The organism is Microbacterium sp. LWO14-1.2 (genome assembly GCF_038397715.1).
In the GTDB taxonomy this organism is placed as follows: Bacteria; Actinomycetota; Actinomycetes; order Actinomycetales; family Microbacteriaceae; genus Microbacterium.
On record NZ_CP151633.1, the window covers coordinates 2610635 to 2636860 of the forward strand.

The 26226-nt window shown below is 71.1% G+C and carries 22 protein-coding genes; 15 read left to right on the forward strand and 7 right to left on the reverse strand.

The genetic code is table 11. From position 1 onward, the window contains the following. Window positions 1-18 precede the first annotated feature (18 nt). Window positions 19-1383 carry an extracellular solute-binding protein gene (locus tag MRBLWO14_RS12505; protein ID WP_341933486.1) on the reverse strand — a complete coding sequence of 455 codons (1365 nt, stop codon included), beginning with the start codon at window positions 1381-1383 and terminating at the stop codon, window positions 19-21. Window positions 1384-1604: 221 nt separating this feature from the next. Between MRBLWO14_RS12505 and MRBLWO14_RS12510 the strand changes: the two genes are divergently transcribed. Genes MRBLWO14_RS12510 through MRBLWO14_RS12520 form a run of 3 tightly spaced genes read left to right on the forward strand, consistent with a single transcriptional unit; the run spans window position 1605 to window position 9563 of the window. Next, window positions 1605-5099 (forward strand): sugar-binding protein, encoded by a 3495-nt coding sequence (locus MRBLWO14_RS12510; protein WP_341933487.1) that lies wholly within the window; start codon window positions 1605-1607, stop codon window positions 5097-5099. Next, complete coding sequence (locus MRBLWO14_RS12515; RefSeq protein ID WP_341933488.1) at window positions 5096-7903, forward strand: family 78 glycoside hydrolase catalytic domain; 2808 nt, start codon at window positions 5096-5098, stop codon at window positions 7901-7903. Before MRBLWO14_RS12510 ends, MRBLWO14_RS12515 begins: the two co-directional genes overlap by 4 nt. 52 nt (window positions 7904-7955) lie before the next feature. Next, the gene (locus MRBLWO14_RS12520; RefSeq protein WP_341933489.1) at window positions 7956-9563 is read left to right on the forward strand and encodes a DHA2 family efflux MFS transporter permease subunit; all 1608 of its coding nucleotides are present in this window, start codon (window positions 7956-7958) and stop codon (window positions 9561-9563) included. A gap of 30 nt (window positions 9564-9593) precedes the next feature. Here the strand turns inward: MRBLWO14_RS12520 and MRBLWO14_RS12525 are convergent, their stop codons facing one another. Beyond that, window positions 9594-10181, reverse strand: coding sequence for a TetR/AcrR family transcriptional regulator (locus tag MRBLWO14_RS12525; protein ID WP_341933490.1), 588 nt, complete (start codon window positions 10179-10181; stop codon window positions 9594-9596). Between the two features lie 33 nt (window positions 10182-10214). Between MRBLWO14_RS12525 and MRBLWO14_RS12530 the strand changes: the two genes are divergently transcribed. Beyond that, entirely contained in the window at window positions 10215-11150 is a 936-nt protein-coding gene (locus MRBLWO14_RS12530) for a DMT family transporter (RefSeq protein ID WP_341933491.1), read from the forward strand. On the opposite strand, the gene MRBLWO14_RS12535 is transcribed toward MRBLWO14_RS12530, so the two are convergent. Next, entirely contained in the window at window positions 11125-12129 is a 1005-nt protein-coding gene (locus tag MRBLWO14_RS12535; RefSeq protein ID WP_341933492.1) for a GTP-binding protein, read from the reverse strand. The two genes, MRBLWO14_RS12530 and MRBLWO14_RS12535, sit on opposite strands and share 26 nt — an antisense overlap. Before the next feature lie 72 nt (window positions 12130-12201). On the opposite strand from MRBLWO14_RS12535, the gene ykgO reads away from it, so the two are divergent. Continuing rightward, window positions 12202-12324 (forward strand): type B 50S ribosomal protein L36, encoded by a 123-nt coding sequence (gene ykgO, locus MRBLWO14_RS12540; RefSeq protein ID WP_341933493.1) that lies wholly within the window; start codon window positions 12202-12204, stop codon window positions 12322-12324. Between the two features lie 85 nt (window positions 12325-12409). Here ykgO and MRBLWO14_RS12545 read toward each other — a convergent pair whose 3' ends face one another. Then, a complete protein-coding gene (locus MRBLWO14_RS12545) occupies window positions 12410-12613 on the reverse strand; it encodes a hypothetical protein (RefSeq protein ID WP_341933494.1) in 204 nt (67 codons plus the stop codon). 119 nt (window positions 12614-12732) lie between these two features. Here MRBLWO14_RS12545 and MRBLWO14_RS12550 point away from each other — a divergent pair, with 119 nt between their 5' ends. The 7 genes from MRBLWO14_RS12550 to MRBLWO14_RS12580 all read left to right on the forward strand — a co-directional run bounded on the left by MRBLWO14_RS12550 (window position 12733) and on the right by MRBLWO14_RS12580 (window position 19262). After that, complete coding sequence (locus MRBLWO14_RS12550; protein ID WP_341933495.1) at window positions 12733-14076, forward strand: MFS transporter; 1344 nt, start codon at window positions 12733-12735, stop codon at window positions 14074-14076. 45 nt (window positions 14077-14121) lie between these two features. Further along, on the forward strand, window positions 14122-14715 hold the full coding sequence (locus MRBLWO14_RS12555; protein WP_341933496.1) for a sugar O-acetyltransferase: 594 nt from the start codon (window positions 14122-14124) through the stop codon (window positions 14713-14715). Further along, window positions 14708-15274 (forward strand): TetR family transcriptional regulator, encoded by a 567-nt coding sequence (locus tag MRBLWO14_RS12560; protein ID WP_341933497.1) that lies wholly within the window; start codon window positions 14708-14710, stop codon window positions 15272-15274. Before MRBLWO14_RS12555 ends, MRBLWO14_RS12560 begins: the two co-directional genes overlap by 8 nt. Window positions 15275-15381: 107 nt before the next feature. Beyond that, window positions 15382-17109, forward strand: coding sequence for a DHA2 family efflux MFS transporter permease subunit (locus tag MRBLWO14_RS12565; RefSeq protein WP_341933498.1), 1728 nt, complete (start codon window positions 15382-15384; stop codon window positions 17107-17109). A gap of 1 nt (window position 17110) precedes the next feature. Then, complete coding sequence (locus MRBLWO14_RS12570) at window positions 17111-17566, forward strand: MarR family transcriptional regulator (protein WP_341933499.1); 456 nt, start codon at window positions 17111-17113, stop codon at window positions 17564-17566. 74 nt (window positions 17567-17640) lie between these two features. Continuing rightward, window positions 17641-18135 (forward strand): MarR family transcriptional regulator, encoded by a 495-nt coding sequence (locus MRBLWO14_RS12575; protein WP_341933500.1) that lies wholly within the window; start codon window positions 17641-17643, stop codon window positions 18133-18135. A gap of 38 nt (window positions 18136-18173) precedes the next feature. Further along, complete coding sequence (locus MRBLWO14_RS12580) at window positions 18174-19262, forward strand: alkene reductase (protein WP_341933501.1); 1089 nt, start codon at window positions 18174-18176, stop codon at window positions 19260-19262. Window positions 19263-19328: 66 nt separating this feature from the next. On the opposite strand, the gene MRBLWO14_RS12585 is transcribed toward MRBLWO14_RS12580, so the two are convergent. Then, window positions 19329-20468 (reverse strand): calcium:proton antiporter, encoded by a 1140-nt coding sequence (locus MRBLWO14_RS12585; RefSeq protein ID WP_341933502.1) that lies wholly within the window; start codon window positions 20466-20468, stop codon window positions 19329-19331. 168 nt (window positions 20469-20636) lie between these two features. Next, entirely contained in the window at window positions 20637-22262 is a 1626-nt protein-coding gene (locus MRBLWO14_RS12590) for a DUF222 domain-containing protein (protein ID WP_341933503.1), read from the reverse strand. Window positions 22263-22610: 348 nt separating this feature from the next. Between MRBLWO14_RS12590 and MRBLWO14_RS12595 the strand changes: the two genes are divergently transcribed. Continuing rightward, window positions 22611-23795 (forward strand): alcohol dehydrogenase catalytic domain-containing protein, encoded by a 1185-nt coding sequence (locus tag MRBLWO14_RS12595; protein ID WP_341933504.1) that lies wholly within the window; start codon window positions 22611-22613, stop codon window positions 23793-23795. Window positions 23796-23849: 54 nt separating this feature from the next. Here the strand turns inward: MRBLWO14_RS12595 and MRBLWO14_RS12600 are convergent, their stop codons facing one another. Continuing rightward, window positions 23850-24287 carry an SRPBCC family protein gene (locus MRBLWO14_RS12600; RefSeq protein ID WP_341933505.1) on the reverse strand — a complete coding sequence of 146 codons (438 nt, stop codon included), beginning with the start codon at window positions 24285-24287 and terminating at the stop codon, window positions 23850-23852. Window positions 24288-24560: 273 nt separating this feature from the next. Here MRBLWO14_RS12600 and MRBLWO14_RS12605 point away from each other — a divergent pair, with 273 nt between their 5' ends. Beyond that, a complete protein-coding gene (locus MRBLWO14_RS12605; protein WP_341933506.1) occupies window positions 24561-25898 on the forward strand; it encodes a cytochrome P450 in 1338 nt (445 codons plus the stop codon). Between the two features lie 129 nt (window positions 25899-26027). Further along, a complete protein-coding gene (locus MRBLWO14_RS12610) occupies window positions 26028-26219 on the forward strand; it encodes a hypothetical protein (RefSeq protein ID WP_341933507.1) in 192 nt (63 codons plus the stop codon). The last annotated feature ends 7 nt before the right edge of the window (window positions 26220-26226 follow it).

Sequence of the window (26226 nt, forward strand, 5' to 3'; positions counted from 1 at the left end):
GGTGTGGCGACCTGACGGTCAGCGGCCGAGGCGACCCTGGACGTCGGTCTGCGCCTTCTCGAGCAGCGCCGAGATGTCGGCGTTCTCGTCGGTGAGCACGGCCTGGATCACGCCGTCGAGGGCGCCGTAGACCTCCTGCGCGTTGTTCACCGGCTCAGGGACGATCGGGATCTCGGTCGACGCTTCGAGGTACGGCGTGAAGTTGCTCGACGGCACGTTGATGTAGTCGGCGATCCACTCGAAGTACGTGTCGTACGCGTCGGTGTTGACGACCGCGAGTCCGGGCAGACCGGTCACGGAGCCGGCCTCGTTCGACGCCTTCGCATCGGCGACGGCGACGTCCTGGTCGAAGTAGCGCTCGAGGTAGAAGAACTTGATCCACTTCACCGCGGCGGCCTTCTCCTCCTCCGAGGCGTCCGGCTTCACGATCTGCACGCTGCCGCCGGACAGGGTGCCGTTGACGCCGCCGTCCTGCGGCATCCCGCCGATGCCGAAGTCCTCGGCCGGCAGCTTCAGGTTCTGCACGACGCCGTAGTAGCGGTCGGTCGCGGCGATCATCATGCCGATCTTGCCCGCGGCGAAGTCCTGCCCCTGGGTGTCCATGTCGTACAGGGTGTTCGCGGGCAGGGTGCCGTCCTCGAAGCGCATGGCGTGCAGCAGTTCGAGGGCGTCGGTCGACGGGGTGTCGTCGAACGTGGCCTCGCTGCCGTCCTCGTTCTCGATCGTGCCGCCGAACGAGTACGTGATGCCGCTGAACTGCCATCCGCCGGTGTTCGCGGTGGTGAGGGCGGAGAATCCGGCAGCCCCGGTCTTCTCGGTGATCTGCTTCGCGGCCTCGCGCACTTCGTCCCACGTCGTGGGCGGTGCGTCGGGGTCGAGTCCGGCCGCCGTGAAGAGCGAGCGGTTGTACACGAGTCCGAACGAGTACGCGTTGGTGGGGACGGCGTAGACCTTGCCGTCGTCGTCCGACGCGAGATCGAGGATCGTCGGGTTCAGCGAGTCGAGCAGATCCTCCGAGCGGAGGGCGTCGGTGATGTCGGCGGCCTGCCCGCGCTTGATGAGGCCCTGCGGCTCGGTGAGGGGGACGCTGAGGACGTCGGGGAGCGAGCCGCCGGCCGCGAGGGCCTGGAACGTGCTGGCGTCGTACGCGGTCTCGACGGCCTCGACATCGATGTCGGGGTTGGCCTCCTCGAAGGCGGCGACGCGCTCGTCGAAGTACTCGCGGTCCTCCGGGCGGTCCGCCGAGGGGCGGTCGCCGACCTGGATCGTGATCTGACCGTCCGAGCCCGAGTCGGGCGACGGGTCGGACGAGCAGGCGGCGAGACCGGCGGCCAGGCCGCCGATGGCGACGAGAGCCGCGGCAGCGCGGATGCGCTTCGTCATGGGAACTCCTTCGTTCGGGTGGTGCTGCTGTGCGGGAAAAGCGATTGCTCTACCGATGTCTACCAGGTGAGGCGCCGGTTCGTCAAAGCCAATCTTAACGACCGACGGAAGCCGCGATGACGGGCGTCTCGATGCTTGACAAGACTCCGCAACTGTCGCAAGGATGCCGTGGGGCAACCGATTTCCCCATTTCATCGACCTTGGCTCGAAGAGGAGACAGAGTGAGATCACGCACACCCCGGTCGTCGCGCACCACGCGCCGCCGATCGCTGACCCTGGGCGGAGCGCTCATCGCGGTGGGCGCCCTCGCGCTTCCCGCGGCGGCCGTCGCCGCCGACACGACGATCGGCGTGGAGGACCTGGCCGGCTGGTCGGCCACCGCCTTCGACGGCACGACCGTGTCGCCGAGCACGCCTCGCGCGGCGGACCGCGGGCACACCGGCTCGTCGTCGGTCGAGGTTCTGCTCGACACCGCGGTGCGTGGCACCGACAGCTGGGAGATGGCCGCCCGGTCGCTCGGCGGCGTCGACCTCGACTCGGCCTCGTTCTGGATCGACGCCGAGAACCTGCACACGATCGGCGTGCAGCTCGTCGACGCCACCGGGCAGACGCACCAGACCTTCCTGCCGGTGCCCGACGTGGACGGCTGGCAGGAGATCACGCTCGCCTCGCCCACCGACGACCCCAGCCATGGCGCCTGGGGCGGCGCGGCCGACGGCGAATGGCACGGGCCGGCGCAGCAGATCGGGTTCGTCGTGAACTCCTGGGCGCGCCCCGACACCACCTCGACCACCGCCCGCGCTCTCATCGACGACATCACGATCAGCGCCGCCGACGTGACCCCCGGGTTCGCGCTGTCGGCGGGCGCCTTCGGCAACCTCTTCACGGTCGGGGATGCCGTGACGCTGCCCTACGAGACGACGGCCGACACGGTCGCCTGGCGCACCACGGCGGCCGACGGGCGCGTGGTGGCCTCTGGGCAGGAGCCCGCCGACGGCGCGCTCGACCTCGGAGCGCTCGGCCGCGGCTGGTACGGCCTCACGGTCGACGCCCTCGCCGACGGCACCCGCATCGGCGGCGCGCAGACGACGATCGCGGTGCTCGCCGACACCGACGTCGCCGAGACCGCCGACGGTCGATTCGGAGCGGTGACCCACTACGGACAGCACCGCGACTTCGCCTCGATGCCGGCGCTGGCCGTCGGAGGAGTGGCGCAGTTCCGCGACGAGCCCTACTGGAGCGATGTCGAGAAGACCCCCGGCGTCTACGACTGGTCGGTCGCCCGCGCGGAGTTCCTCGACCAGGCCCGCAGCAGCGGCGTCCGTCCCCTGCTGCTCGCCGGTTACGGGAACCCCCTCTACGACGGGGGCAACGGACCCGTGAGCGCGGAAGCCGTCGCGGCGTACTCCGCCTACGCCGCCGAGATGGCGACGGAGTTCGGCGACATGGCCTCGGGCATCGAGATCTGGAACGAGTGGGACCTCGGTCTCGGCGGCAACACGAACGTCGCCCCCGAGCACTACGTGAACCTGCTCAAGTCGGCGTCGCCGGCGGTCAAGGCGGTCGACCCCGACCTGCCCGTCATCGGACCGGCCGTCGCGATCCTCAACACCGACTGGCTCGAGGACACCTTCCGCCTCGGCGCGCTGGACTACCTCGACGGCATCGTGCTGCACCCCTACAGCTACCCGGTGGGAGCCGAGGCCCTCGACGAGACGCTGACCCGCATCGACGCGCTCGTGCGCGAGTACAACGACGGCCAGTCGATCCCGCTCTGGGTCACCGAGCACGGATGGCCGACCGGCACCAACGCCCGCGCTGTCAACGAGCAGACGCAGGCGGCGAACATCGCGAAGTCGGCGGTCATCACCGCGCTGCACGACGTCGAGCGCTACTACGTCTACGACCTCGTGAACGACGGCGTCGACGCGGCGGAGACCGAGGAGAACTTCGGTCTGCTGCACGCCGCGAACGACCCGCTGGGCGCGTACACGCCGAAGCCCGCCTTCGTGAGCTACTCGACGGCGGCCGACGTGCTGGCCGGTGCGCACTCGGCGACCCGCGACACCTCGATCGCCGACCTGTGGAACATCGGATTCGAGACCCCCGGCGGTCCGGTGCGGGCGCTGTGGTCGACGTCGCCGCGGGCTGTCACCGTGACGCTCCAGGGTGACGTGACCGTGACCGACATGTACGGCTCATCGCGGGTCGTGCAGGCGGGCGCGGGCTCGGAGCTCGTGATCGACCTGCGTCAGGGGCCCGTGTACCTGCAGGGCGCGGTGACGGGCGTGACCGCGTCGGCCACCGCCCTCACGCTGGATCCCGCGTACCTCGGGCAGCCGATCGCCGCGCACTGGAGCATCGACAACGCCGCGTCGAGCACCGAGGGCGCGTATCGTCTCGTGTTCCCCGACGGGCAGCAGGTCGCGCAGACCGTGGCCGCCGGCCAGGTCGGCGCGGTGGACTTCGCCCTGCCCGCCGCCACGGCGCTCGGACAGCACGTCGTCGTCGGCGAGCTGTACCGCGGCAGCACGCTGCTCGGCTCGCTCACGGCCACCACCACGGTCAGCGAGCCGGTCACCCTGACCGGCGCGCAGACCATCGCCGCCGACGGGGGATCCGTGCTGCGCCTCACCCTCGGGAACGCCTCCGACGAGTCCGTGACCGTCGACAGGCTGACATCGGTCCTTGGTGGATCCACCGCGACGCAGGCCGAGCAGGAGGAGGTCGCCGCGCACGCCGCGCTCGTCGTCGACATCGCGCTCGACGGCATCACCGCGCGCACGACGTGGTCGGCATCCGCCCTCGTCGGGGGCCGCGAGCTCGCGGCATCCGGCGCTGTCGCCCCGCTCGCCGTGGACGAGGCGCTCGGCGCCGCGCACCGCACGATCACGGTCGACGGAGTGCTGGACGACCTCGACGATCTCACCCCCGTGGTGCTGGAGGGGCAGACCGGGGGGCTGCTCGCCGCGTTCGCGGCGTCGACCGACCAGTCCGCCCGGTTCTGGTACACGTGGGACGAGGACAACCTCTACGTGAGCGTCGAGGTGCTCGACGACGTGCACGACCAGCCGGCAGCCGGATCCAACATCTGGCAGGGCGACTCCGTGCAGTTCACGGTCGCGGCGGGGGCGCCCGGCGCGGCGACGACCTGGCACGAGCTGGGAATGGCGCTGACCCCCGCCGGGCCGCAGCTGTACCGCTGGCTCGCCGCGGGCGATGCCGCCGGCACCGTCGCCGGCTCCCAGGTCGCGGTGGTGCGCGACGACGCCGCGCAGACCACGGTCTACGAGGCCGCGGTGCCGTGGGTGCGGCTCACCGGTGTCGCCCCGTCGTCTGCTCTGCTCAGCAGCGCGCTCATCGTCAACGAGGCGGACGGCGCTGGTCGCGACGGCTACCTGTCGTGGGGTGGCGGCATCGCGGGGGAGAAGGACTCGGCCGAGTTCCTGCCGGTGCGCCTGCTCGCCGCCGACGTCGACCCCGGCACAGCCGGTCCCGGCAACGGCAGCGGAACCGGCACGGGCAACGGAACCGGCACGGGTGGAGCCGTGAGCGGCGCCGCGACCGGCGCGGCGACGGGCGACCCGCTCGCCAGCACCGGCGCTGCGCTGCCGATCGTGCTCGTCGTGCTCGGCCTCGCGCTCGCGGCAGGCGGCTGCCTGCTCGTCGTGCGCCGTCGTCGGCAGACCGCAGCCGCGGTCGACCCGATCGCATGAGGTCCGTCCGCGTCACCGGCGTGCGGGTCGGCCGCCGCCGGGACGCGGCGGTCGCCTCCTCGCCGACGCCGCCCGTCTCCTGGACGGTCGACGCGCCTCCGGACTGGCGGGCGCGGGCGGCGGCGCTGCGCCTCGACGGCGGCGCGGAGCACCGGATCGGGCCGGACCCGGTGCTCCGCGCCTGGCCGCTCGCACCGCTCACCGCGGGGCACGGCGCGGCGCATCGGCTCGAGGTCAGGGTGCAGGGCGACGACGGCGAGTGGTCGGAGTGGAGCGACCCGCTGCCGTTCGTCGAGGCCTTCCTCACGGAGGACTGGTCGGCGCCGCTGCTGCGGCATCCGAGCCCCGGCGGACCTGCGGCGCCGCTCTTCCTGCGTCGCGAACTGCGCCTGCCGACGGACGTCGTGGGTGCCGCTCTGCTCACGACCGCGCAGGGCGTGCACCGGGTGTTCGTGAACGGCGTCGAGGTCGACGACCACGTGCTGAAGCCCGGGTGGACCTCGTATCGTGACCGCCTCGCCGCGACCGTCACCGACGTCACGGCGCTCCTGCGGCGGGAGCAGCAGGTGGCCGTGATCACCGTGGAGGCCGCGGGTGGGTGGTTCACCGAGCGCTACGGATTCGGCCCGAACGCGGCACGCTTCTACGGCGAGCAGCCGGGAGTGTCGGTGCGGCTCCTGCTGCGTCACGCCGACGGGCGGTCGACCGAGATCGACGCCGAGGGCTGGCGGGTCGACCCCGACCCGCCCCTCGTCGCGAGCGGGCTCTATGCCGGCGAGGACTGGGATGCCCGGCGCGAGAAGGCGGGGTGGATGCGGAGCGGGTTCGACGACTCCGCGTGGCCGCCCGCCCTCGCCGAGGACTTTCCGGCGGATGTCGCGGTGGAGGTGCTCGATGCGGAGCCCGTGCGGCGGACCGCGCACCTCACGCCGGTGTCGGTGCAGCAGGACCTGCACGGCGACACCGCGATCGTCGACTTCGGCCAGAACCTCGTCGGCCGGCTGCGGCTGCGGATCGATGCGGCTGAGGGCGCGGTCATCACGCTGCGGCACGCCGAGATCCTGCAGGACGGGGCACTCGCGACCAGACCGCTGCGCGCGGCGACGGCCACCGACCGGTTCGTCGGCGACGGGTCGGGGACGCGGGAGGTCGAGCCGGCGTTCGCGGTGCACGGGTTCCGCTACGCCGAGATCTCCGGTCTCTCGGGCCCGCTCGCTGCGGGCGACGTCCGGGCGGTCGTCGTCGGCAGCGACGTTCGCCGTACCGGGTGGTTCACGTCCTCGGATCCGCTGCTGAACCGTCTGCACGAGAACGTCGTGTGGAGCCTGCGGGGCAACCTGCTGTCGGTGCCCACCGACTGCCCGCAGCGCGACGAGCGACTGGGCTGGACGGGGGATGCGCAAGTCTTCGCGCCCGCCGCGGCCTCGCTCTTCGACGTCGACGCGTTCTTCGGGGCCTGGCTCGATGACCTGGCTCTCGAGCAGCGCCGCAACGACGGGGTCGTGCCGACCGTCGTGCCCGACCCCCTCGGCGCGTTCAGCGCCGTCGCGGCAGCCGGATGGGGGGATGCCGTGACGACCGTGCCCGCACTGCTCGCCGAGCGATACGCGGATGCGGATGTGCGGCGCCGGCTCGCCCCCGCGATGCGCGACTGGGTCGAGGCGTGCGAGCGGCTGGCGACGGACGACGGCCTGTGGGAGCGCGGCTTCCAGTACGGGGACTGGCTCGACCCGACCGCGGCCCGACCGGACAAGGCGAAGACGGATGCCGGACTCGTCGCCGGCGCGTATCGGGTGCGGTCGGCACGGCTCGCCGCGGAGGCCCTGCGCGATGTCGGCGACGCCGCCGGGGCGGCGGAGGCCGAGCGTGTCGCCGAGCACGCGGCGACGGCGTTCCGCGCGGCGTACCTCACGCCGGCCGGCCGTCTCCTGTCGGATGCGCCGACCGCCTACGCGCTGGTGCTCGCGTTCGACCTCGCGCCGCCCGCGCTGCGGCCCGCCCTCGGCATCCGTCTCGGCCGGCTGCTGCGGGCCGGAGGCTACCGGCTCGCGACGGGGTTCCTCGGCACGCCGCTCGTGCTCGATGCGCTGCTCGACGCCGGTCAGGAGCTCGCCGCCGAGAGGCTGCTGTTCCAGACCGCGTGCCCGTCGTGGCTGTATCCCGTGACGATGGGCGCCACCACGGTGTGGGAGCGACCGGATGCCGTGCGCCCCGACGGGACACTGCACCCCTCGGGCATGGTGTCGCTCAACCACTGCGCGTTCGGGGCGGTGGCCGATGTGCTGCATCGACGGATCGGTGGGCTCGCACCCACTGCGCCCGGCTATCGGACGATGCGCATCAGCCCCTGGTTCCCGTCGGCGCTCGACCATGCGGAGGTGGTGCAGGAGACCCCGTTCGGCCGCGCGCGCGTGCGCTGGGAGCGGCGCGGCGACGGCATCCGCCTGTCGGCGGAGGTCCCCGTGGGTACGCGGGCCGAGGTCCGGCTGCCCGACCGGCCATGGTTCGGGGCGGGTCCCGGCGTGCACGAGTGGCTGGTGCAGGACCCCGCGCCGGCGCGCACGGACCCTCCGGATGCCGAGCGCGGCGTCGACGCCGACCTCGCCGTGCTCGCCGATGCCCCGGGCGCCTGCGGTCTCGTGTCGCGCATCCTCGCGGAGTACTCGCCCGAGATCGCGGCGGAGTTCGATGCCTACATCCGCTGGGTTGCCGGTCGCGCCCTGCGCCCAGAGCTCATCGCGGTGTCCGCTCCGCCGGAGGTGATCGAGAGGGTGGATGCCGCGCTGCGCGCCGCCGCGGGCTAGAAGTCTCTCAAAAATCCCCTAGCCCGTAACTTATCTAGCTAAGCTAGTAGTCGTGAATCGATACGAACGTCTCCGCTGGATCGGGCTGGTCTTCATCAGCATCGCCGTCTCGCTGATCATCGTCGACTCCACGATCGTGAACGTCGCGATCCCGGCCGTCGTCGACGATCTCGGCATCACGTCGACCGAGGTGCAGTGGGTGCAGGAGTCGTACACGCTCGTGTTCGCCGCTCTGCTGCTCGTCTTCGGCAGCCTCGCCGACCGCTTCGGCCGACGGAGGGTCATGGTGGTCGGCGTGATCGTGTTCGCCGCGTCCTCGGTGCTCGCCGCGAGCGCACCGGACGGCGGCATCCTCATCCTCGCCCGACTCGCGCAGGGCGTCGGGGGAGCGATGATCCTGCCCACGACGCTCTCGATCATCAACGCGACCTTCCGCGGACGCGAGCGCGGCATCGCGTTCGCGGTGTGGGGCTCGACCATCGGCGGCATGGCGGCGGTCGGCCCGCTGCTCGGCGGCTGGCTGACCACCGAGTTCTCCTGGCGCTGGGCTTTCGGCATCAACATCCCGCTCGGGGTGCTCATCGTGACGGGCGTGCTGCTCACGGTCGCCGAGACCCGCAGCGACCGCACCGACCGCATCGACGTGGTCGGCGCGGTGCTCTCGGTCGTGACGATGGGGTCGCTCGTCTTCGGGCTCATCGAGGGGCGCACGTACGGGTGGTGGCTCGTCGACGAGCGCCCGCGGATCGGCGACGGGACGTGGCCGCTCGATCTCTCCCCGATCCCCTTCGCATTCGCGCTCGCGCTGATCGGCCTCGTGGCCTTCATCCTGTGGGGCGTGCACAGGGAGCGCGCCGGTCGGTCGACGCTGCTGGCGCTGCGGCTGTTCTCGATCCCGTCGTTCCGCAACGGCAACATCGCCGCTGCCGTCGTCGCGCTCGGAGAGTTCGGCATCATCCTCGCCCTGCCGCTGTGGCTGCAGTTCGTGCTGGGCTTCGACGCCCTGCAGACCGGGCTGCTGCTGCTCGCCCTGGCGCTCGGCTCGTTCCTCGCGAGCGGCGTCGCCGGCGCCACGAGCGGACGGATCGCCCCGGTCTGGATCGTGCGGGCAGGACTCCTCGCCGAGATCGTGGGCGTGGCCGGTGTCGGCCTCGTGATCGCGCCCGACGCGTCGTGGGTGCCCCTCATCCCGTTCCTGTTCGTATACGGCCTCGGCGTCGGTCTCGCGACCGCACAGCTCACCGGAGTCGTGCTGGCCGAGGTGCCCGTCGCCGACAGCGGGGCAGCCTCCGGCACGCAGTCCACGTCGCGTCAGCTCGGCGCGGCCCTGGGCGTCGCGATCCTCGGCACCGTGCTGTTCACGAGCACGGCCGGCATCCTGGGCGCGTCGCTCGACGACCGGGGGCTCCCTGCCGGGCAGCGCGACGAGATCGTCTCGACCGTGGTCGACAGCGCCGGGGCTGCCATCAGCGGACTCGACGCGCGACCCGACACGGCCGACATCGCGGACGACGCCAAGGCCGCGTTCTCGGACGGCACCCGCTTCGCCGCGTGGACCGCGGCCGGATTCCTCGCGGTCGGCCTGCTCTCGACGATCGCACTCGGCAGGGGCGGATCGAAGCGCGACGACGAGGTCGCGGAACTCGGCGACGAGGGCTGAGGTGCATCGCGAGCCTGTCGGCAGGCCGCCTCAGCTGCCCGCCAGGATCCCCTCCGCGCAGCGCCGAGCGACCGCGAACGGCTCGGGGAACGTGCCCATGCCGAGCGTGACGATCGCGCCCTCGTAGAGCAGCATCAGCGTCTCGGCCGTGCGGTGCGGGTCGTCGATCCCCGCCTCGATGCAGAGGTCGACGAACCGGTCCAGCAGCCAGACCTTCTCGCGCGAGGCCTCGGCGAGCACCGGAGCCCCCTCGTCGCCGCCGACCTCGGCGCGCGCGTTGACGGCGCTGCAGCCCTTCGGGCTGTTGGCGGTCGACCAGGCGAGCGCATGGTCGAACACGGCGAGGATGCGGGGGATGCCGGGGCCTGGCACCGCTTCGAGGTGGGCGGCGAGATCGTCGCGCCAGCGGGCGTCGCGGTGCTGGAGGTAGGAGACGACGAGCGCCTCCTTCGACCCGAACCGGTCGTAGAGGGTCTTCTTGGTCACGCCGGCGGCCTCGGCGATCGTGTCGACGCCCACGGCGTGGATGCCGCGCTCGTAGAACAGCTGCGATGCGGCGTCGAGCACGCGGCGCGCGCCGGGTGTCAGGGGAGCGAGGTCGGGGACGGGCGAGGCCATGACACGAGTATACGGATCTGTATACTCGCGGTCATGGGTATACAGATCGGTTTACTTCGCGGAGCGGTGACGGCGGCAGCGGCGATCGTGTTCGTCGTCACCTGGAGCTCGGGCTTCCTGATACCGGCCTTCGCCACGGTCGAGGTCGCGCCGCTGACCCTGCTGGTCTGGCGGTTCGTACCGCTCGCTCTCGTGCTGCTCGTCATCGTCGCCGTGTCGGGCGCGGGGAGGGGCGTCACGGCGCACGACCTCCGCGTGCAGGCGCTCATCGGCCTCTTCGCGCAGTTCGGGTATTGCGCGGCCGTGTACGCCGCCGTCGCGATCAGGATCGCCACCGGCACGGTCGCGCTCATCGACGCCGTGCAGCCGCTCATCGTGGCGGTGCTGGTCGGCCCGCTGCTCGGCATGCGGGTCCGCGCAGCGCAATGGGCGGGGCTCGGCGTCGGCGCGGTGGGCGTGCTGCTCGTCGTGCAGTCGCAGTTCGGCTCGTCCGACGCTCCGCCCGCCGCCTACCTGCTGCCGGTCGCGGCGATGGTGTGCCTGATCGTCGGCACCTTCCTGCAGCGGCGATCGACCGTGCAGACCGGCGTGCTCGTCACGCTCACCATCCATGTGACGGTGACGGCCGCCCTCTTCCTGGTGATCGCCGGCGCGGCCGGGCAGCTCGTGCCCCCGGCATCCGGCTCGTTCTGGCTGGCGGTCGTGCTCACCGCGCTGTTCCCGACGCTCGCCGCCTACGGGCTGTACTGGTGGCTGCTGCGTCGCGTCGGCATCACCGCCCTGCAGGCGTTGCTGTTCCTCATGGCGCCCGCGACCGCCGTGGGTGGCGCGGTGCTGCTGGGTGAGACCCTGACGCTCGTCACGATCTGCGGCTTCGTGCTCTGCGCGGTCGGCGTGGCCGCGGTGCTCGTGGTCGAGGCGAGGATGCAGCGCGCCTCATCGCTCAGTCCTCGGCGGGCACGCTCGTGACCCACCGAGGGAACGGGTCGGGGAGGAGGGCCCACTCCCGCGTCCCGCCGGCGAACTCGGCGTCGGAGAGCACAGCCGCGTCGAGGGCAGCCGTGAGCGCCGCGGCATCCAGGTCGATGCCGATGAAGGCGAGATCCTGACCGAGCGCGAGCAGCTCCCCGTCGTCGCTGTCGCGGGAGAGGGGGTCGAGCGAGATCATCTGGCCGACCTGATCCCAGCTGCCCACGACGCCGGGTCGGGTCGCGAGGCGGCAGAACCCCGCCGACCGCAGCACCGCGCCGAAGTCGCCGCCCGGGAACTGCTGCTCCAGCAGCCGCCAGAGGCGCGCGGGGTGGAACGGCCTGAGCTGCTCGTACCGGAACGCGCTGACGCGGATGTCGTTCATGTGCGGCTCGTGCTCGGAGTTGAGCAGCTGCACCCAGCCGGGTTGGTTCCGCGTCTGCGAGAAGGGCGAGGGCGGTGCGGCATCCGCCGTCCGGTCGAGGCGCAGACGTGCGGCGGGTGCGAGATGGCTCAACGTCGCGAGCAGGATCGACAGGTCGCGCGTCTCGAGGCCTTCCCAGTCGGCGACGAGCACGGTGCTCGCGTGCTCGATGTGCTGCACCATCCGCAAGGACGATGCGACGTACAGCGGCGGGATGCTGTGCGCGACCGTGACATAGTCGTCGGCGAGCAGGTCGTCGAAGAAGGATGCCGCGTCGACGACGCACACGAGTTCGGCGAGGGTGACCTCATCGGCGTCGTCGAGCATCCCGATCGCGGCCTCGATCGACGCGTCGGCCGGCAGCTCGACGACCATGCGCTCCGGGGCGGCGCCCGCCGCGCGACGGAGGGTCTCGACGGCGGCCGCGTCGCGGGACTCGGACAGGGCTGCCGCGGGGAGCCGTGAGCAGCGCTGCCGTCGGGCGACCCGTCGCGCGACGGCTGTACGACTGCTCGCCCGGAGTCCGGCGACGACGGTGATCTGGGTGCTGCTCACGGGGGCTCGTTTCCGTTCGATGGAGGATCTGTCCTAGGTTAGATGATAACCATTCTCAATAAGGAGTCCACCATGAAGGTCCGCGCTTCGCTCAAGTCCCTCAAGAACCAGCCGGGAGCCCAGGTCGTGCGCCGCCGCGGCCGCGTGTTCGTGATCAACAAGCTCACCCCGCGCTTCAAGGGTCGACAGGGCTGAACCCCGTCGACCCTCGGTGTCGCGGCGCCCGTGCTCTCGCGCGGATGCCGCAGTGCGCGTGCCGCAGTGCACGTGCCGCAGCGGGTCAGCGCGACGTGGGCGGCAGCTTGTCGACGCCGTGCCGGTTGGGCTTGCCCGGCTCGGCGGCGGTGTCGGGCGACGCGTGCGAGGGGCCGTCGGGCGCCTCGGACGTCGGGTAGTGGGGTTCCTCGGTCTCCACGGCCTTGTCGCGCTCGTCGAGCGGCGGCAGGTGGTCGAGCGGCTGCTTGATGTCGTCTGGATGGCTCATGCCCCCAGGGTCGGAGCCCCGACGGCATCCGGCCAAGGGGGTTGTGTCCCCGTCCGCGGTGTGGGTGAGTGGGTGGGTACTATTTGTAACTTCTCCTTCCTTATCGAGAGACGGTGCGCGTGGCGTGTGAACACGCTCCCGGCGGCGGCGCAGCGGCGCCCGCCTCGGCGACCCGGTACATCCTGCGCTCGCGGCTGCTGCGCGGGGCCTTCCTGAGCCTCGTCATCTCCGGCATCGGCATGTCGATCACCGCGCCGCAGATCACGCTGTTCCTCGTCGAGGAGCTCCACCTCACCGACTCGCAGGCCGGGCTCTACTTCCTCACCAACCTCATCGCGCCGATCACGGGCTACATCGTCGGCTCGCTGTCCGACCGCATGGGCTCGCGTCTGCTCGTGTTCCGCATCTCCGCCGTGGCGGGCTTCGTCGGCTGGGCGCTCATGGCCGTCGCGATGCAGGCGTGGATGCCGTTCGCGATCAACATGGTGCTGCTCAGCGGTGCCGGCGCGGGGGCTGCGCAGCTGCAGGCCGCCGTGCGCGACGAGCTCAACCGCGCGCCCACCCCGGCCGACAACGGCGTGGTCGCCGTCATGCGCACCGCGATGGCGTTCGGGTGGGTCGTGGGTCCTGTGCTCGGCGCCGTGCTCGGCGCGATGCTCGGGCTGCGACCGCTGCTGTTCCTCACCGGTCTCAGCATCCTGCTCTCGATCGTCCCGCTCATCGGCGCGCGAGCCGTGCCCCCGCCGCGCGGCCGCGAGTCGGAGATCCGGATGCCGCAGACCGACGAGGCCCTCGGCGAGGACGCGTTCGAGGCGGAGGGCGACGCGCCCGCGGCGTCCGCGCCCGCCTCTGCGCCTGCTGTGCGCACTGCACGCCGACGCTCGATGGTGCCGCTCCTCTTCTTCACGGCGATCTACGTGCTGATCATGTGCGGTGAGACCGTGAAGCTCGCCTACCTGCCGCTCTACATGGACCGCGGTCTGCACGTCGACGCGGCGGTGCGCGGAGCGATCATCGGCCTGCAGCCCCTCGTCGAGCTGCCGCTCATGCTGCTCGCCGCGCGGCTCGCCGACCGCTTCGGGGTGACCAGGGTGCTCATGGTCGGGGCCGTGATGGCGGTCGGCGCTCATGTGTCCTACGCCTCGGCCGCCGGGATCGAGCCGCACATCGCGCCGCTCATCGTCGGACAGCTGCTCATGGCCGGCGTGATCGCGACCTTCGGGGTGCTGGGCATCACGGTCGCGCAGCGGCTGCTGCCGGATCGCGTCGGCACGGCATCCAGCGTCTTCCTCAGCGCGTACGCGATCAACGCCGCGCTCGGCGGGTTCGTCGGCAGCGTGGGGGCTGCGTGGCTGGGCATGCCGCACCTGTTCTGGATCCCGGCGGCGATCGCCGCTCTCGGGGCCGTCGCCCTGGTCGTGCTCGGTCGGCTCGTGCCGCTCGGCAGGACGGAGCGGAGGTAGCCCGCCGTTTGAGTACGAACGTACGCACACTGCTACGCTCGGACCATGACGGACTACTTCGCGGGCGACCCGCGCACCCACCGTGAGCGGATGCTGGCCGGCGACCTCTACCTCGGCGACGACCCCGAGCTCGTCGCGCGCGCCGCCCGCGCCGCTCGCCTCGCCGATCTGTATCAGCGGCAGACGCTCGCGGGAGACCCGGGCGCCCGCGACTGGCTCCGCGATCTCATCGGGGATCTCGGCGAGGACGTCGCGATCCGCCCGCCGCTGCACGTCGACTACGGCGAGAACATCTCGATCGGCGCCCGCACGTTCGTCAACTTCAACCTCACGGCGCTCGACGTCGCCCGCATCACGATCGGCGCCGACTGCCAGATCGGTCCGAACGTGCAGCTGCTCACCCCCACGCACCCGATCGACCCGCAGCTGCGGCGCGACAAGCTCGAGGCCGCGGAGCCGATCACGATCGGCGACAACGTCTGGCTGGGTGGGGGAGTGATCGTGTGCCCCGGCGTCACGATCGGCGACAACAGCGTGATCGGCGCGGGGTCCGTCGTGACGCGCGACATCCCGGCGAACGTCGTCGCCGTCGGCAGCCCGGCACGTGTGGTGCGGACGATCGGCGAGGGCGATGCCTGAGCCCACGGGCGGGAGCCGCAGCGGTCGCAAGAACGACCCGGAGCGGCGGGACCGCATCATCGCCGCCTGCCTCGACGTGATCGCCGAGTCGGGCGTCGCCGGCGCCTCCCACCGCCGCATCGCCGAGGCCGCCGGTGTGCCGCTCGGCTCCATGACCTACCACTTCGACGGGATCGACGAGCTGCTGCACGAGGCGTTCACGCGCTTCTCGCACACCATCAGCACCCGGTTCGAGGAGCGGATGGCCGCGGCATCCGATCTGGAATCCGCGCGCGCCGCGGTCGTCGACATCATCCTCGAAGACGTGTACGGCGACCGTCGCGAGCTCGTGCTGTCGCACGAGCTCTTCACGCTCGCAGCACGCACGCCCCGCTATCGCGCGCTCACCACCGCGTGGATGCTGAGCAGTCGCGCGGCGCTCGAACGGCATTTCGACCCCGACACCGCGCGGGTGCTCGATGCGCTCATCGGCGGTCTGTCGATCCATCGTGCGCTCGACGAGGAGGAGCGGGACCCGCAGGAGGTCGCCGTCGCGGTGGCCCGCATCACCACGCCGTGAGCGTGCCGAGCTCGCCGAGATGGTTGATCTGAGTCCATAGTTGCAGTTTTGCAACTAACGGCGTATGGTTGATTCTTATCAACTTTCTACGCAGGAGCTCTTCTACTGTGACAACCCCCATCTCACCCTCATCCGAGACCACGCGCTCGGCACGCGAGGTCTTCACCGCGATCTCCGGACTCGTCGTCGGCATGTTCGTCGCCGTGCTGTCCGGCACCGTCGTCTCGACCTCGATGCCCGTCATCATCGCCGACCTCGGCGGCACCCAGTCCCAGTACACCTGGGTCATCACCGCGAGCCTTCTCGCGACCGCCGTCAGCACCCCGATCTGGGGCAAGCTGGCCGACCTCGTCGACCGCAAGGTGCTCGTGCAGCTCGCACTCGTCATCTTCACGGTCGGCACGGTCATCGCCGGATTCTCGACCGACACGAACATGCTCATCGCGGTGCGCGTGATCCAGGGCATCGGCGTCGGCGGGCTGATGTCGCTCGTCATGATCGCCGTCGCGCTGATCATCTCCCCGCGCGAGCGCGGCAAGTACATGGGCGTCGTCGGCGGCATCATGGCCCTCGGCACCATCGGCGGCCCGCTGCTCGGCGGACTCCTCACCGACGTGTGGGGCTGGCGCTCCAACTTCTTCGTCGGCGTGCCCTTCGCGCTCCTCGCGCTCGTGCTGCTGCAGTTCACGCTGCACCTGCCGAAGCCGCAGCGCGACACGAAGGTGTCGATCGACTACTTCGGCATCGTGCTGCTCGCCGTCGGCGTCTCGACGCTGCTGATCTGGGTCTCCATGGGCGGCAGCCAGTTCGAGTGGGACTCCTCGACGAGCATCATGCTCGCCGTGACCGCGGGCGTCGCGATCGCCGCCTTCATCGTCGTCGAGTTCTTCGTCAAGGAACCGATCGTCCCGATGTCGCTGTTCCGCAACCGCACGTTCACGCTGTCGGTCATCGCGTCGATCGCGATCGGCGTCTCGATGTTCGCCACCTCGGTGTTCCTCGCCCAGTACTTCCAGCTCGCCCGCGGCGCCACGCCCACCGAGTCCGGCCTCATGACCATCCCGATGATCGTCGGACAGATGGGAGCGTCGATCGTCATCGGTCAGCTCGTGAGCCGCTTCGGCAAGTGGAAGGGCTGGATGATCACCGGCTCCGTGCTCGTCACGATCGGCGTCAGCCTCATGGCGACGCTCCGCTACGACACGCCCTTCGGCCTGGTCGCGACCTACATGGTCGTGCTCGGCGCCGGCCTCGGCATGGTCATGCAGAACCTGACCCTCATCGTGCAGAACGACACGGCCCCGCAGCAGCTGGGCGCGGCGTCGTCGAACGTGAACTTCTTCCGCACGATCGCCGGCACCATCGGCGTGACCATCATGGGGTCGCTGCTGTCGTCGAGCGTCGCCACCTACGTCAAGGACGGGCTCGAGGGCTTCGTGCCCTCCTCGCAGGAAGAGGTCGACGCCCTGCAGCACCTCGGCTCCGGTGACGTGCCGAAGGTCGGTCAGCTGCCCGAGACGGTCCGCTCGATCGTCGAGAGCGCCTACGGCCACGGCATCGCGGACTCGTTCATCATCGCCATCCCGCTCGCCGTCATCGCCGTGATCGCGATCGCGTTCATCAGGAACAAGCCGCTGTCGACGAAGAACGCCGCCGAGCAGCTGCGCGAGCAGGCCGAGGACTCCGCGATCGAGGTCTCGCAGGCCGAGGTCGGCTCGTCGGCCTCCACCGGCACCATCCGCATCGCCGACGTCGAGGCGGGTTCGCCGAAGACCGGCACGGTCACCGTGCTCGAACGCGAGGGCGAGCGCGAAGGCCGGGAGCGCGGGCGCTGACATGACCGCCACCGATGCGACGACCTCTCCGGACGTCGAGAGCGCCGTCGGCGACCTCCAGGCGCATCTGAACCTCATCTTCGCGAGGACTCGGACGCTGTGGAGGGAGTCGGCGGCGCGCATCGCCCCCGACCTGCAGGTCGGCGGGTACAAGCTGCTCACCTTCATCGACCGGGCGGGCTCGGCCAGTGCGCACGAGCTCGCCGAACGGTTCGAGATGGACAAGTCCGTCATCAGCCGGCAGGTGCGGATGCTGGAGGAGCGGGGCCTCATCGAGTCCCGCCCCGACGAGCACGACGGCCGGCTGCGCGTGCTCACGGCCACGCCCACGGCCAGCGCTGCGCTCGCCGAGCTGCGCCGCGACCACAGTCGACGCCTCGACGCGGTCATGGCCGAGCTGACGGCGGACGAGATCCGCGCGGCATCCAAGGTCTTCCGGCTGCTGTCCGAGGTCTGACGCGGGATGACGACGGCGCGGCGTGCGCCGTCGTCGGCCGTGAGTGCGCGGGTATCCGCCGTAAGCTGGCGGGCATGAGCGCCGCCGACGAACCCGCCGACGAGACCCCCGCCTCCGCCGGCGAGACCGCCGCCCTCGAGGATGCGGTGCACCGCGTCGAGCACGAGCTGGGTCGGCTGTTCGCCCGCATCCGGGTGAGCTGGCGCGAAGCGGCGATCACGGTGCATCCCGACCTCCAGCCCCTCGGCTACCAGGTGCTGACGTCGATCGCCTCGGGCAAGGCGACGTCGGCCGGTGCGATCATCGAGCGTCTGCAGACCGACAAGTCCGCCGTCAGCAGGCACGTGCGGCAGCTCGAGCAGCTGGGACTCGTCGAGAGCATCGCGGACCCCGACGATCGACGCGCGCGTGTGCTCGTCGCGACGCCGCTCGCGCAGGAGCGCGTCGCCCTCGCCCGCTCCCGCTACGAGGCCCGTCTGAGCGAGCGTCTGCGCGGCTGGTCGTCGGAGGACCTGGACCGCTTCGTCGCCCTGCTCGGCGATCTCGGCGGCTCGCCCGAGGGCTCCTGACGGGAATACGTCGTGCGACGGCGGGCTTGTCCCTCACCGTGAGCCTTTTCGAGCCTGCCGTCTTCGGCGCCCTCCCGCTGTCCAACCGCGTCGTCATGGCGCCCCTCACGCGCACGCGCGCCGACGACGAGGGCGTTCCGACCGAGACGATGGCGGAGTACTACCGTCAGCGCGCCGGGCAGGGCCTCATCATCACCGAGGGCACCTGGCCGGTCGCGGAGGGCAAGTCGTATCAGGGCCAGCCGGGCATCGTCACGCCCGCGCAGATCGACGGATGGCGCCGCATCGCCGACGCCGTGCACGCCGACGGCGGCACCATCGTGATGCAGCTCATGCACGGCGGACGCGTCGGTCATCCCGAGATCTCCGGTGAGCCGAGGGTCGTCGGCCCGAGCGCGATCGCCGCGCCCGGTGAGACGCACACGCCCGTCGGCAAGGCGGCGATGCCCGTCGCGCACGCGCTCACGCTCGATGAGATCCCCGAGGTGGTCGAGCAGTTCGCGCAGGCGGCGCGCAACGCGATCGAGGCGGGGCTCGACGGCGTCGAGGTGCACGGGGCCAACGGCTACCTCGTGCACGAGTTCCTGTCGCCGGTGTCGAACGTCCGCGAGGACCGGTACGGAGGGTCGCCGGAGAACAGGGCGCGCTTCGCGATCGAGGTCACGCGGGCCGTCGCCGAGGCGGTCGGCGCCGACCGCACCGGCATCCGCCTGTCGCCGCAGCACAACATCCAGGGCGTGCTGGAGGAGGACGACGACGACGTCCTCGCCACGTACCTCGCACTCGCCGAGGGCCTCGCGCCGCAGGGGATCGCCTTCGTCGACGTGCTCAGCGCCGCGCCGACGAGCGAGCTCGTGCAGCGGATCCGCCGGGCGCTCGGCGCTCCGCTGATCGTCAACTCCGGCTTCGCCGTGCCCACGACCCGCGAGGAGGCCGAGGGTCTCATCGCCGGCGGGTGGGCGGATGCTGTCGCCGCTGGACGTCCGGTGATCGCGAACCCCGACCTCGTCGAGCGGTGGAAGCAGGATGCCGAGCTCAACGAACCGCGACCGGCGCTCTTCTACGGACGCACCGCCGAGGGGTACACCGACTACCCGTCGCTGGAGGCCGTGCGCGCCGGCGCCTGATCGTCCGGGGCGGCTGACGAGGGGCGCAGGTCTCGCGGGTCTCGCATCGCGGGTCTCGCGGCACGGTCAGCGGAACAGCACGATCAGGTAGGCGGCGAACAGCACGAGGTGGGTGGCGCCGTGAGTCGCTGTGACGCGCTTCGCGGAGAACGTGGTGACCGACAGCAGCAGCGTCGCGCCGAGCATGAGCAGGTTCGCGGGAGACTCGGCGAGCACGACGGTCTGGCCCGTCAGCATCCCGATGACGAGCACCGCCGGGATCGTGAGTCCGACCGTCGAGACGAGTGCGCCGTGACAGAGGTTGGTGACGCGCTGGGCCTCGCCGGCGAGCGCGGCGCGGATCGCGGTGATCGACTCGGGCAGGAACACGATCGCGGCGATGAGCACCCCGGCGAGGGCCGGCGGGGCTCCCAGACGAGCGAGGCCGTCGTCGAGCAGCGCGGCCATGTCGTGCGACAGGAGCACGATCGGGAGCACGGTGACGACGAGCAGGGCGAGACGCACGGCGACCTCGAGACGATGCGCGCGCAGAGTCGCGAGGATGCTCGTGCCTGAGCGGGCGCCGGCCGCGACAGTACCCACCTCGGTGAAGTCGGCGGCCTGGGCGCCCATCTGGCGCACGAGGAAGAACGCGTACACGCCGAGGGTCAGCACGACGACGGGGATCTCCTGCGCAACCGTGTACGAGCCGTCGACGCCGATGAGCGCGGGCAGGCCGAACGCGAGTGTGACGAGCAGCACGAGCATCGCGAGATAGCCGGAGGTTCCCGTACGGTTGTGCTGCAGCCCGCGGTGGCGGATGCCGCCGACCAGCAGCGCGAGGCCGATGACGAGGTTCATGATGATCATCGCGACCGCCATGACGGAGTCGCGGGCGATCGTCTGATGCTCGCCGGGCCCGAGCATGACGGCCGAGATGAGGATGACCTCGATCAGCACGATCGACAGCGTCAGGACGAGAGACCCGTAGGGGTCGCCGAGGCGGTGGGCGAGTGCTTCGGCCTGCTTCACGACGCCGAACGCGCAGACGAGGATGACGGCGACGATCGCGACGAGTCCGACGACGAGCACGGCGGCCGGTGCGGGTGCGGTGAACAGCGGGTGCGCGATGAGCACCGCGGCGAACGAGCCCCAGCCGAGCACGATGCGTGCGACGTCGCTGCGCCCGATGAGGCTGCGGAGGGATGTGTGCGGGGTGAGCGACATGGTCGCGCTCCTTCGAGTGGGGCCGTCCCCGATCGAGATGACGGCCGGGTCGTCCCGATCGCCGCGCGGTGCAGGTGCACCGACGCTCACAACACGGATCCAGGATAGGCGAGGAACCGGAACAACAGCTGTGCACGTGGCACCTGCGTTCTTCATCCGGGGAGCCCGTCATCCCGCGCGGGCGAGTGCTGCGGGGCGTCTGTCAGGTCGCGTCGGACTGCTGTCCCGTCGCGTCGACCCGCGCGCGGGAAGGCTGAGCCGCGGAGCGCGCCAGAGACGCGCGGGGTCCCACCAGGCGGGCCCCCGCACTTCCGGTATGCCCGCGTTCATGCGGATCTCCCACCCGGAGTAGTCGAGTGATCGGTGGTGCCACCAGCAGAGGGGGACGCCGTTGTCGGTGTGGGTGGGTCCGCCTCTGGCGTGTTCGGTGACGTGGTGTATCTCGCACCAAGAGGCCGGGACGTGGCATCCGGGGATCAGGCATTCCTTGTCGCGTGCGATGATCGCTCTTCGTTGGTGCACGGTGAACACGCGATCGGTGCTGTCGATCCCGACGATCCGGCCCGCGTCCATGGTGACGCGCTGGATCGTGCCCGAGCACCCGACGTGTGCGGCGACCCCGACGGGCAGCTGACTCTCTGCGCCCGGTGCGCTCGCCCTGCCGCGCCCTGTTGCGAGATCCGTCGCGTCGACGGTGACGACGAGGGTGGGAGCCGCGCCGCCCAGGCTGGGCATGTCACGGTGGCGAGCGGCGATCCCCAGCGCTGCGGCGAGAGCGTCGTGACGCTTCTGCATCGCCGTGCGGTCATCGATCACCGCCCGAGGGTCGGAGTTGAGGGGATCGAGCTCACCGACATCGCTGCCGCCGACACCCGAGCCGCCGACGTCCGCGCCGCTGGCACCCGAGCCGCCGGCATCCGGACCGCCGACGTCCGAGCCGTCCACGCCCGAGCCGCCGGCCTCGGCGGGAGAGAACCGCACACCGAGTCGAGGCGGCCCGTCGCCCTTGGGGTTGTTCTGAGCGTCGAAGATCAGCTCCAACTGCGCGGCGACGTCGGGCGTCAGTGCGCCCGAGATGGCCCGGAGTCCGTTGCGCAGCCGTCCGACCGTGATGCCCCGCCGCCTCGCGGCTTCGTCTGCGGGTTCCTCGCCGTCTGGGTCGAAGATGGCGGCCAGAGCCTCGGCGAGCAGTCGCAGGTCTTCCGGCATCGGAGCCGGCCCGCGCCCGGATGTCCGGTCGGCGCCGCTCGCTGCTTGCGAACCATCCGAACCATCCGGATCTGTGCTCCCGGCGTGCGCATCGTCACGTGCGCCTCTGGCCGCATCGGCGAGAAGCTCGTCGGCGCCGAGGCGCTCGTCGAGACCGATCCGATCGCGCACCTGCTCCATCGGCGCCGTCGCGGCGAGCACGCCCGCGATGCCGACCACGCCGTCGAGCAGCGCGGTCCGCATCGCGGGCCAGCGGGCAGGCAGACGCTCGCCGGACAGGAGGTTCGTCTGTCGGCGCACCAGGTCGACGACCTTGCCGAGACGCGTGGCCGCGGTCGTGTCGACGAGGAGCGCTCGCCGCAGCAACTCGTTCTCGCTGCGGCACCCCGCGGAATGCGGAAGCTCGACATCACCCGTCGCGACGGTCTCGACGATCACCGCCTCGACGCGCCGGAACGCTGCGCCCGCCACGGCCAGCACCTCTACGCGCTCAGGCTCAGTCAAGCCGGCCAGTGCGTCGTCGGCCAGCACCTGATCGAGGTCGGAGACGACCTGATCGAGGAGGGTGCGGGACCGGGATGACATGCCCTCAGTCAACACCGGGCTTCCGACATTCGCACCGCTCGATGCCGCGGATTTACGCCCGGTCAGAGCCGTATTCCGATACTCGAGATCCGCGATCCGGAATACCGCGAGACCCACAGGGCACGCTCGACACCCGCCAGCCCTCCGCGACATTCGAGCGCCTCGAGCCGACGCAGCGTGCCACGCAGTGCGTGTCCGGCATCCGACTCCCTGTCAACCCTCTATCCGTCGGATGCTTCCGCAGGGAGGGTGGCCGTTCGTCCCGACCGAAACGCGACGACGCAACCAGGACACGACGCGACACGACAACGCGACGCCAACGCAACCCACGAACGAGGAGGACGCATCATGAAGGCACTCACCTGGCAGGGCACCCGCAGAGTGGCGGTCGAGGAGGTCCCGGACCCGGTCATCGAGCGGCCGACCGACGCGATCGTGCGCATCACGTCTTCGGCGATCTGCGGGTCCGACCTGCATCTGTACGAGCTCCTGGGACCGTTCCTCGACCGCGGAGACATCCTCGGGCACGAGCCGATGGGAGTCGTCGTCGAGGTCGGCAGCGAGGTCACGAACCTGTCGGTCGGTGACCGCGTGGTCATCCCGTTCACGATCTCGTGCGGGCACTGCTTCTTCTGCCGGCAGGGACTGCAGTCGCAGTGCGAGACGACCCAGGTGCGCGAGTACGGCAGCGGCGCGACGCTGTTCGGGTACACGAAGCTCTACGGGCAGGTGCCCGGTGGTCAGGCCGAGTATCTCCGCGTGCCGCTCGCGGACTACAACCACATCAAGGTCGCGTCCGATCTGCCGGACGACCGCTACCTGTTCCTCAGCGACATCCTGCCGACGGCGTGGCAGGGCGTGGAGTATGCGAACGTCCCGGACGGCGGCACGCTCGCGGTGATGGGTCTCGGGCCCGTCGGACAGTTCGTGTCTCGCATCGGCGTGCACCGCGGCTACCGCGTTCTCGCGGTGGACCCCGTGGCGGAGCGCCGCGAGATGGCATCCCGTCACGGCGTCGAAACCTTCGATCTCTCCGACGACGTCGTGTCCGAGCTGCGCGATCTCACGGAGGGACGGGGAGCGGATGCCGTCGTCGACGCCGTCGGCATGGAAGCGCACGGCAACCCCGGCGTGGGCATCGTGCAGAAGGCCGTCGGGCTGCTCCCGGACGCCCTCGCGCAGCAGATGATGGACAAGGCGGGCATCGACCGTCTCGCCGCGCTGCACGCCTCGATCGACGCGGTGCGCCGAGGCGGGACGGTGTCACTGAGTGGCGTCTACGCGGGCGACGCCGACATCATGCCGATGAAGACGATGTTCGACAAGCAGATCAGTCTGCGCATGGGGCAGTGCAATGTCAAACGCTGGACGGACGACCTGCTGCCTCTCGTCGAGGACCTCAGCGACCCGCTCGGAGTCATGGACCTCACGACGCACAGTGCACCGCTCGAGGACGCACCGGCCCTGTATGAGACGTTCCAGCGCAAGGAGGACGGCTGCATCAAGGTCGTGCTGCGCCCGTCGACGGTCTGAGCGCCGCGAGAAGCGGATGCCGGGAGGGTGCGCCTCGGGAGACGGGGCGCACCCTCAGCGCGCCCGCCCCTCGGCGAGGTAGGCGAGCCGGTGCAGGGTCTCCGAGTTGCGCCACCGCAACAGGGGAGTGGTGAGGAATCCGGGCAGCAGCGTCGCCGGACCGTTCACCGGTTCCTCGTCGATGCGCACCATGCATCCGCCGTCGTACGTCCGCACGCGGATCGTGACGCGTGCCTCGCCGATGGGCCACCCCTTGGCGCGCATGACCATCTTCCGCGGCGGATCCCATTCCTCCACGACTGTCGTGTCGTCGAGCAGGGCGGGCCAGACGCCCACGGAGTGGTGCAGCTCGGCGCCCGGCTGTGGCCAGGTCTCGTCGACGTCGCGCATGCGGGATGCGCCGACCACCCATCCGGGGTAGAGCCAGCCGTCGCCGAGCACTCCGAACACGTCGTCTGGGCGGCAGTCCAGGGTGCGTACGTTCTTCGCCATGTCGTCCACCTCTCGTCGGTCCCGTGCATGGTCGGCGCAGACGGGCACCGCACCCAAGGGGGTTGACGGGCGCCGCGCGATGCCCCAGACACCACAGCACAGCACAGCACACCACCCGAAGAGCACAGCTCAGCACACCACCCGAACGGCACAGCACAGCACCGAACGGCACAGCACAGCCCCCGAAGACCACAGCGCAGCACCCGACTAGCACAACACCGCCGCCCGCGCCTCCCCCTGGAACCGTCCCGACCGCTCTGCGAGGGTCGGTGCATGGCACTCATCGATCTCCCCGTGCGGGCCGTCCGCCGCGTCGGCGAACTCGCCCGTGACGACGCTCCCGCCCTCCTCACCCACGGCTACGGCTTCGGATCCCGCATCTGGCGGCGCGTGCGAGCGGGAGCGCGATCGGCGCCGATGCGTCTGCTCGGCGACGACGCGGTGTTCGTGCGAGGCGTCGAGGGCGTCGAGCTGTTCTACGACGCCGATCGCATCGCTCGTCACGGCGCGATGCCCGCGGTCGTACAGGAATCGCTGTTCGGCCACGGGTCCGTGCACAGCCTCGACGGCGACGACCACCGGCACCGCAAGGCGACGTTCGTCGACGTCGCGTACGAGGACGAGCAGGTCGCCCGCCTCGCGCCTCTCCTCGAACGCGAGTGGGATGCCGAGCGCCGGGCGTGGCTCGACGGCGGCACGCGCAGCGCGTACGACGCGGCGGTCGGCGCCTTCGGGCGGGCGATCATGCGGTGGGCCGGGCTTCCTGGTTCCGGAGCGGCGAAGACGCGTTGGGCGGCTCGTCTCGCGCAGATCGTCGACGGCTTCGGATCGCCGTACTCGCCGGTGTACCTCGCCGCCGTCGCGAACCGGTGGTGGTCCGACCGGCATGCCGCCCGCCTCATCGATGCCGTGCGCGCGGGCGCCCTGCGTGCCGAGCCGGGAACCGCCCTGTACGAGTGGGCGCACCACCGCGACCGCGACGGCGAGCTGCTGCCGGCGCGGGTGGCCGGTGTCGAGCTGCAGAACAGCATCCGTCCGATGATCGCGGTCGCGCGGTTCGTCGCGTTCGCCGCGAAGGAGCTGCACGACCGCCCCGAGTGGCGAGACCGCATCGCCGCCGAGACGGCCGATCGCGGAGCACTGGTCGGCGGTCCGCTGTCGATCATGTTCGCGCAGGAGATCCGTCGCACGGCGCCGTTCGTGCCCATGCTCCCCGGATGGGCGATCGCCGACATCGACATCGACGGCCAGCACGTCGACGCCGGCGGACGGGTCGTGCTCGACCTGCTCGGGACCAACACCGACGACCGGTTCTGGGCGCGCTCCGACCGCTTCGACCCGGAGCGCTTCCGCGACGTGGGCGACGACTACGAGTCGCTCGCCGCGTTCGTCCCGCACGGCGGCGCCGACGTGCCGACCGGCCACCGCTGCCCGGGCGAGAAGCTCGCGATCTCCGGCCTCGCCGCGGCGATCGCGACGCTGAGCGACCCGCGCCTGCTCATCCTCGGCGCCGGCCTCGACGTGAACCGGCGCCGCCTGCCCACCAAGCCGCGGTCCGGCGCACTGGTGCGGTCGGCGACGGCATCCGGCAGTCGCTGCCCGTTCCACTGACGCGCCTCGCGCGGTTCCCCGTTGGGTCTCCCGCTCGGTTGTCAAGGGGCGGGCGTGATCGCCGGGGAGCACGGATGCTGGACGCCACCCGTCACCAGACGGGGGACACACTCGACGAACGGAGACATCATGTCCGACCAGACCTCCACCTCGGATGCCGAGAACTCGTCGAACGACGAGACGCCGATGGTTCCGCACGAGTTGACTCCCGAGCAGCTCTCCGACGACCCTGTCGCGGGCGACCCCGACGCCACGGGCGCTGCAGACGGCAGTTCCGACACCAGCCCCGACGAGACCAGCCCCGACGAGACCAGCGTCTGACCGGACC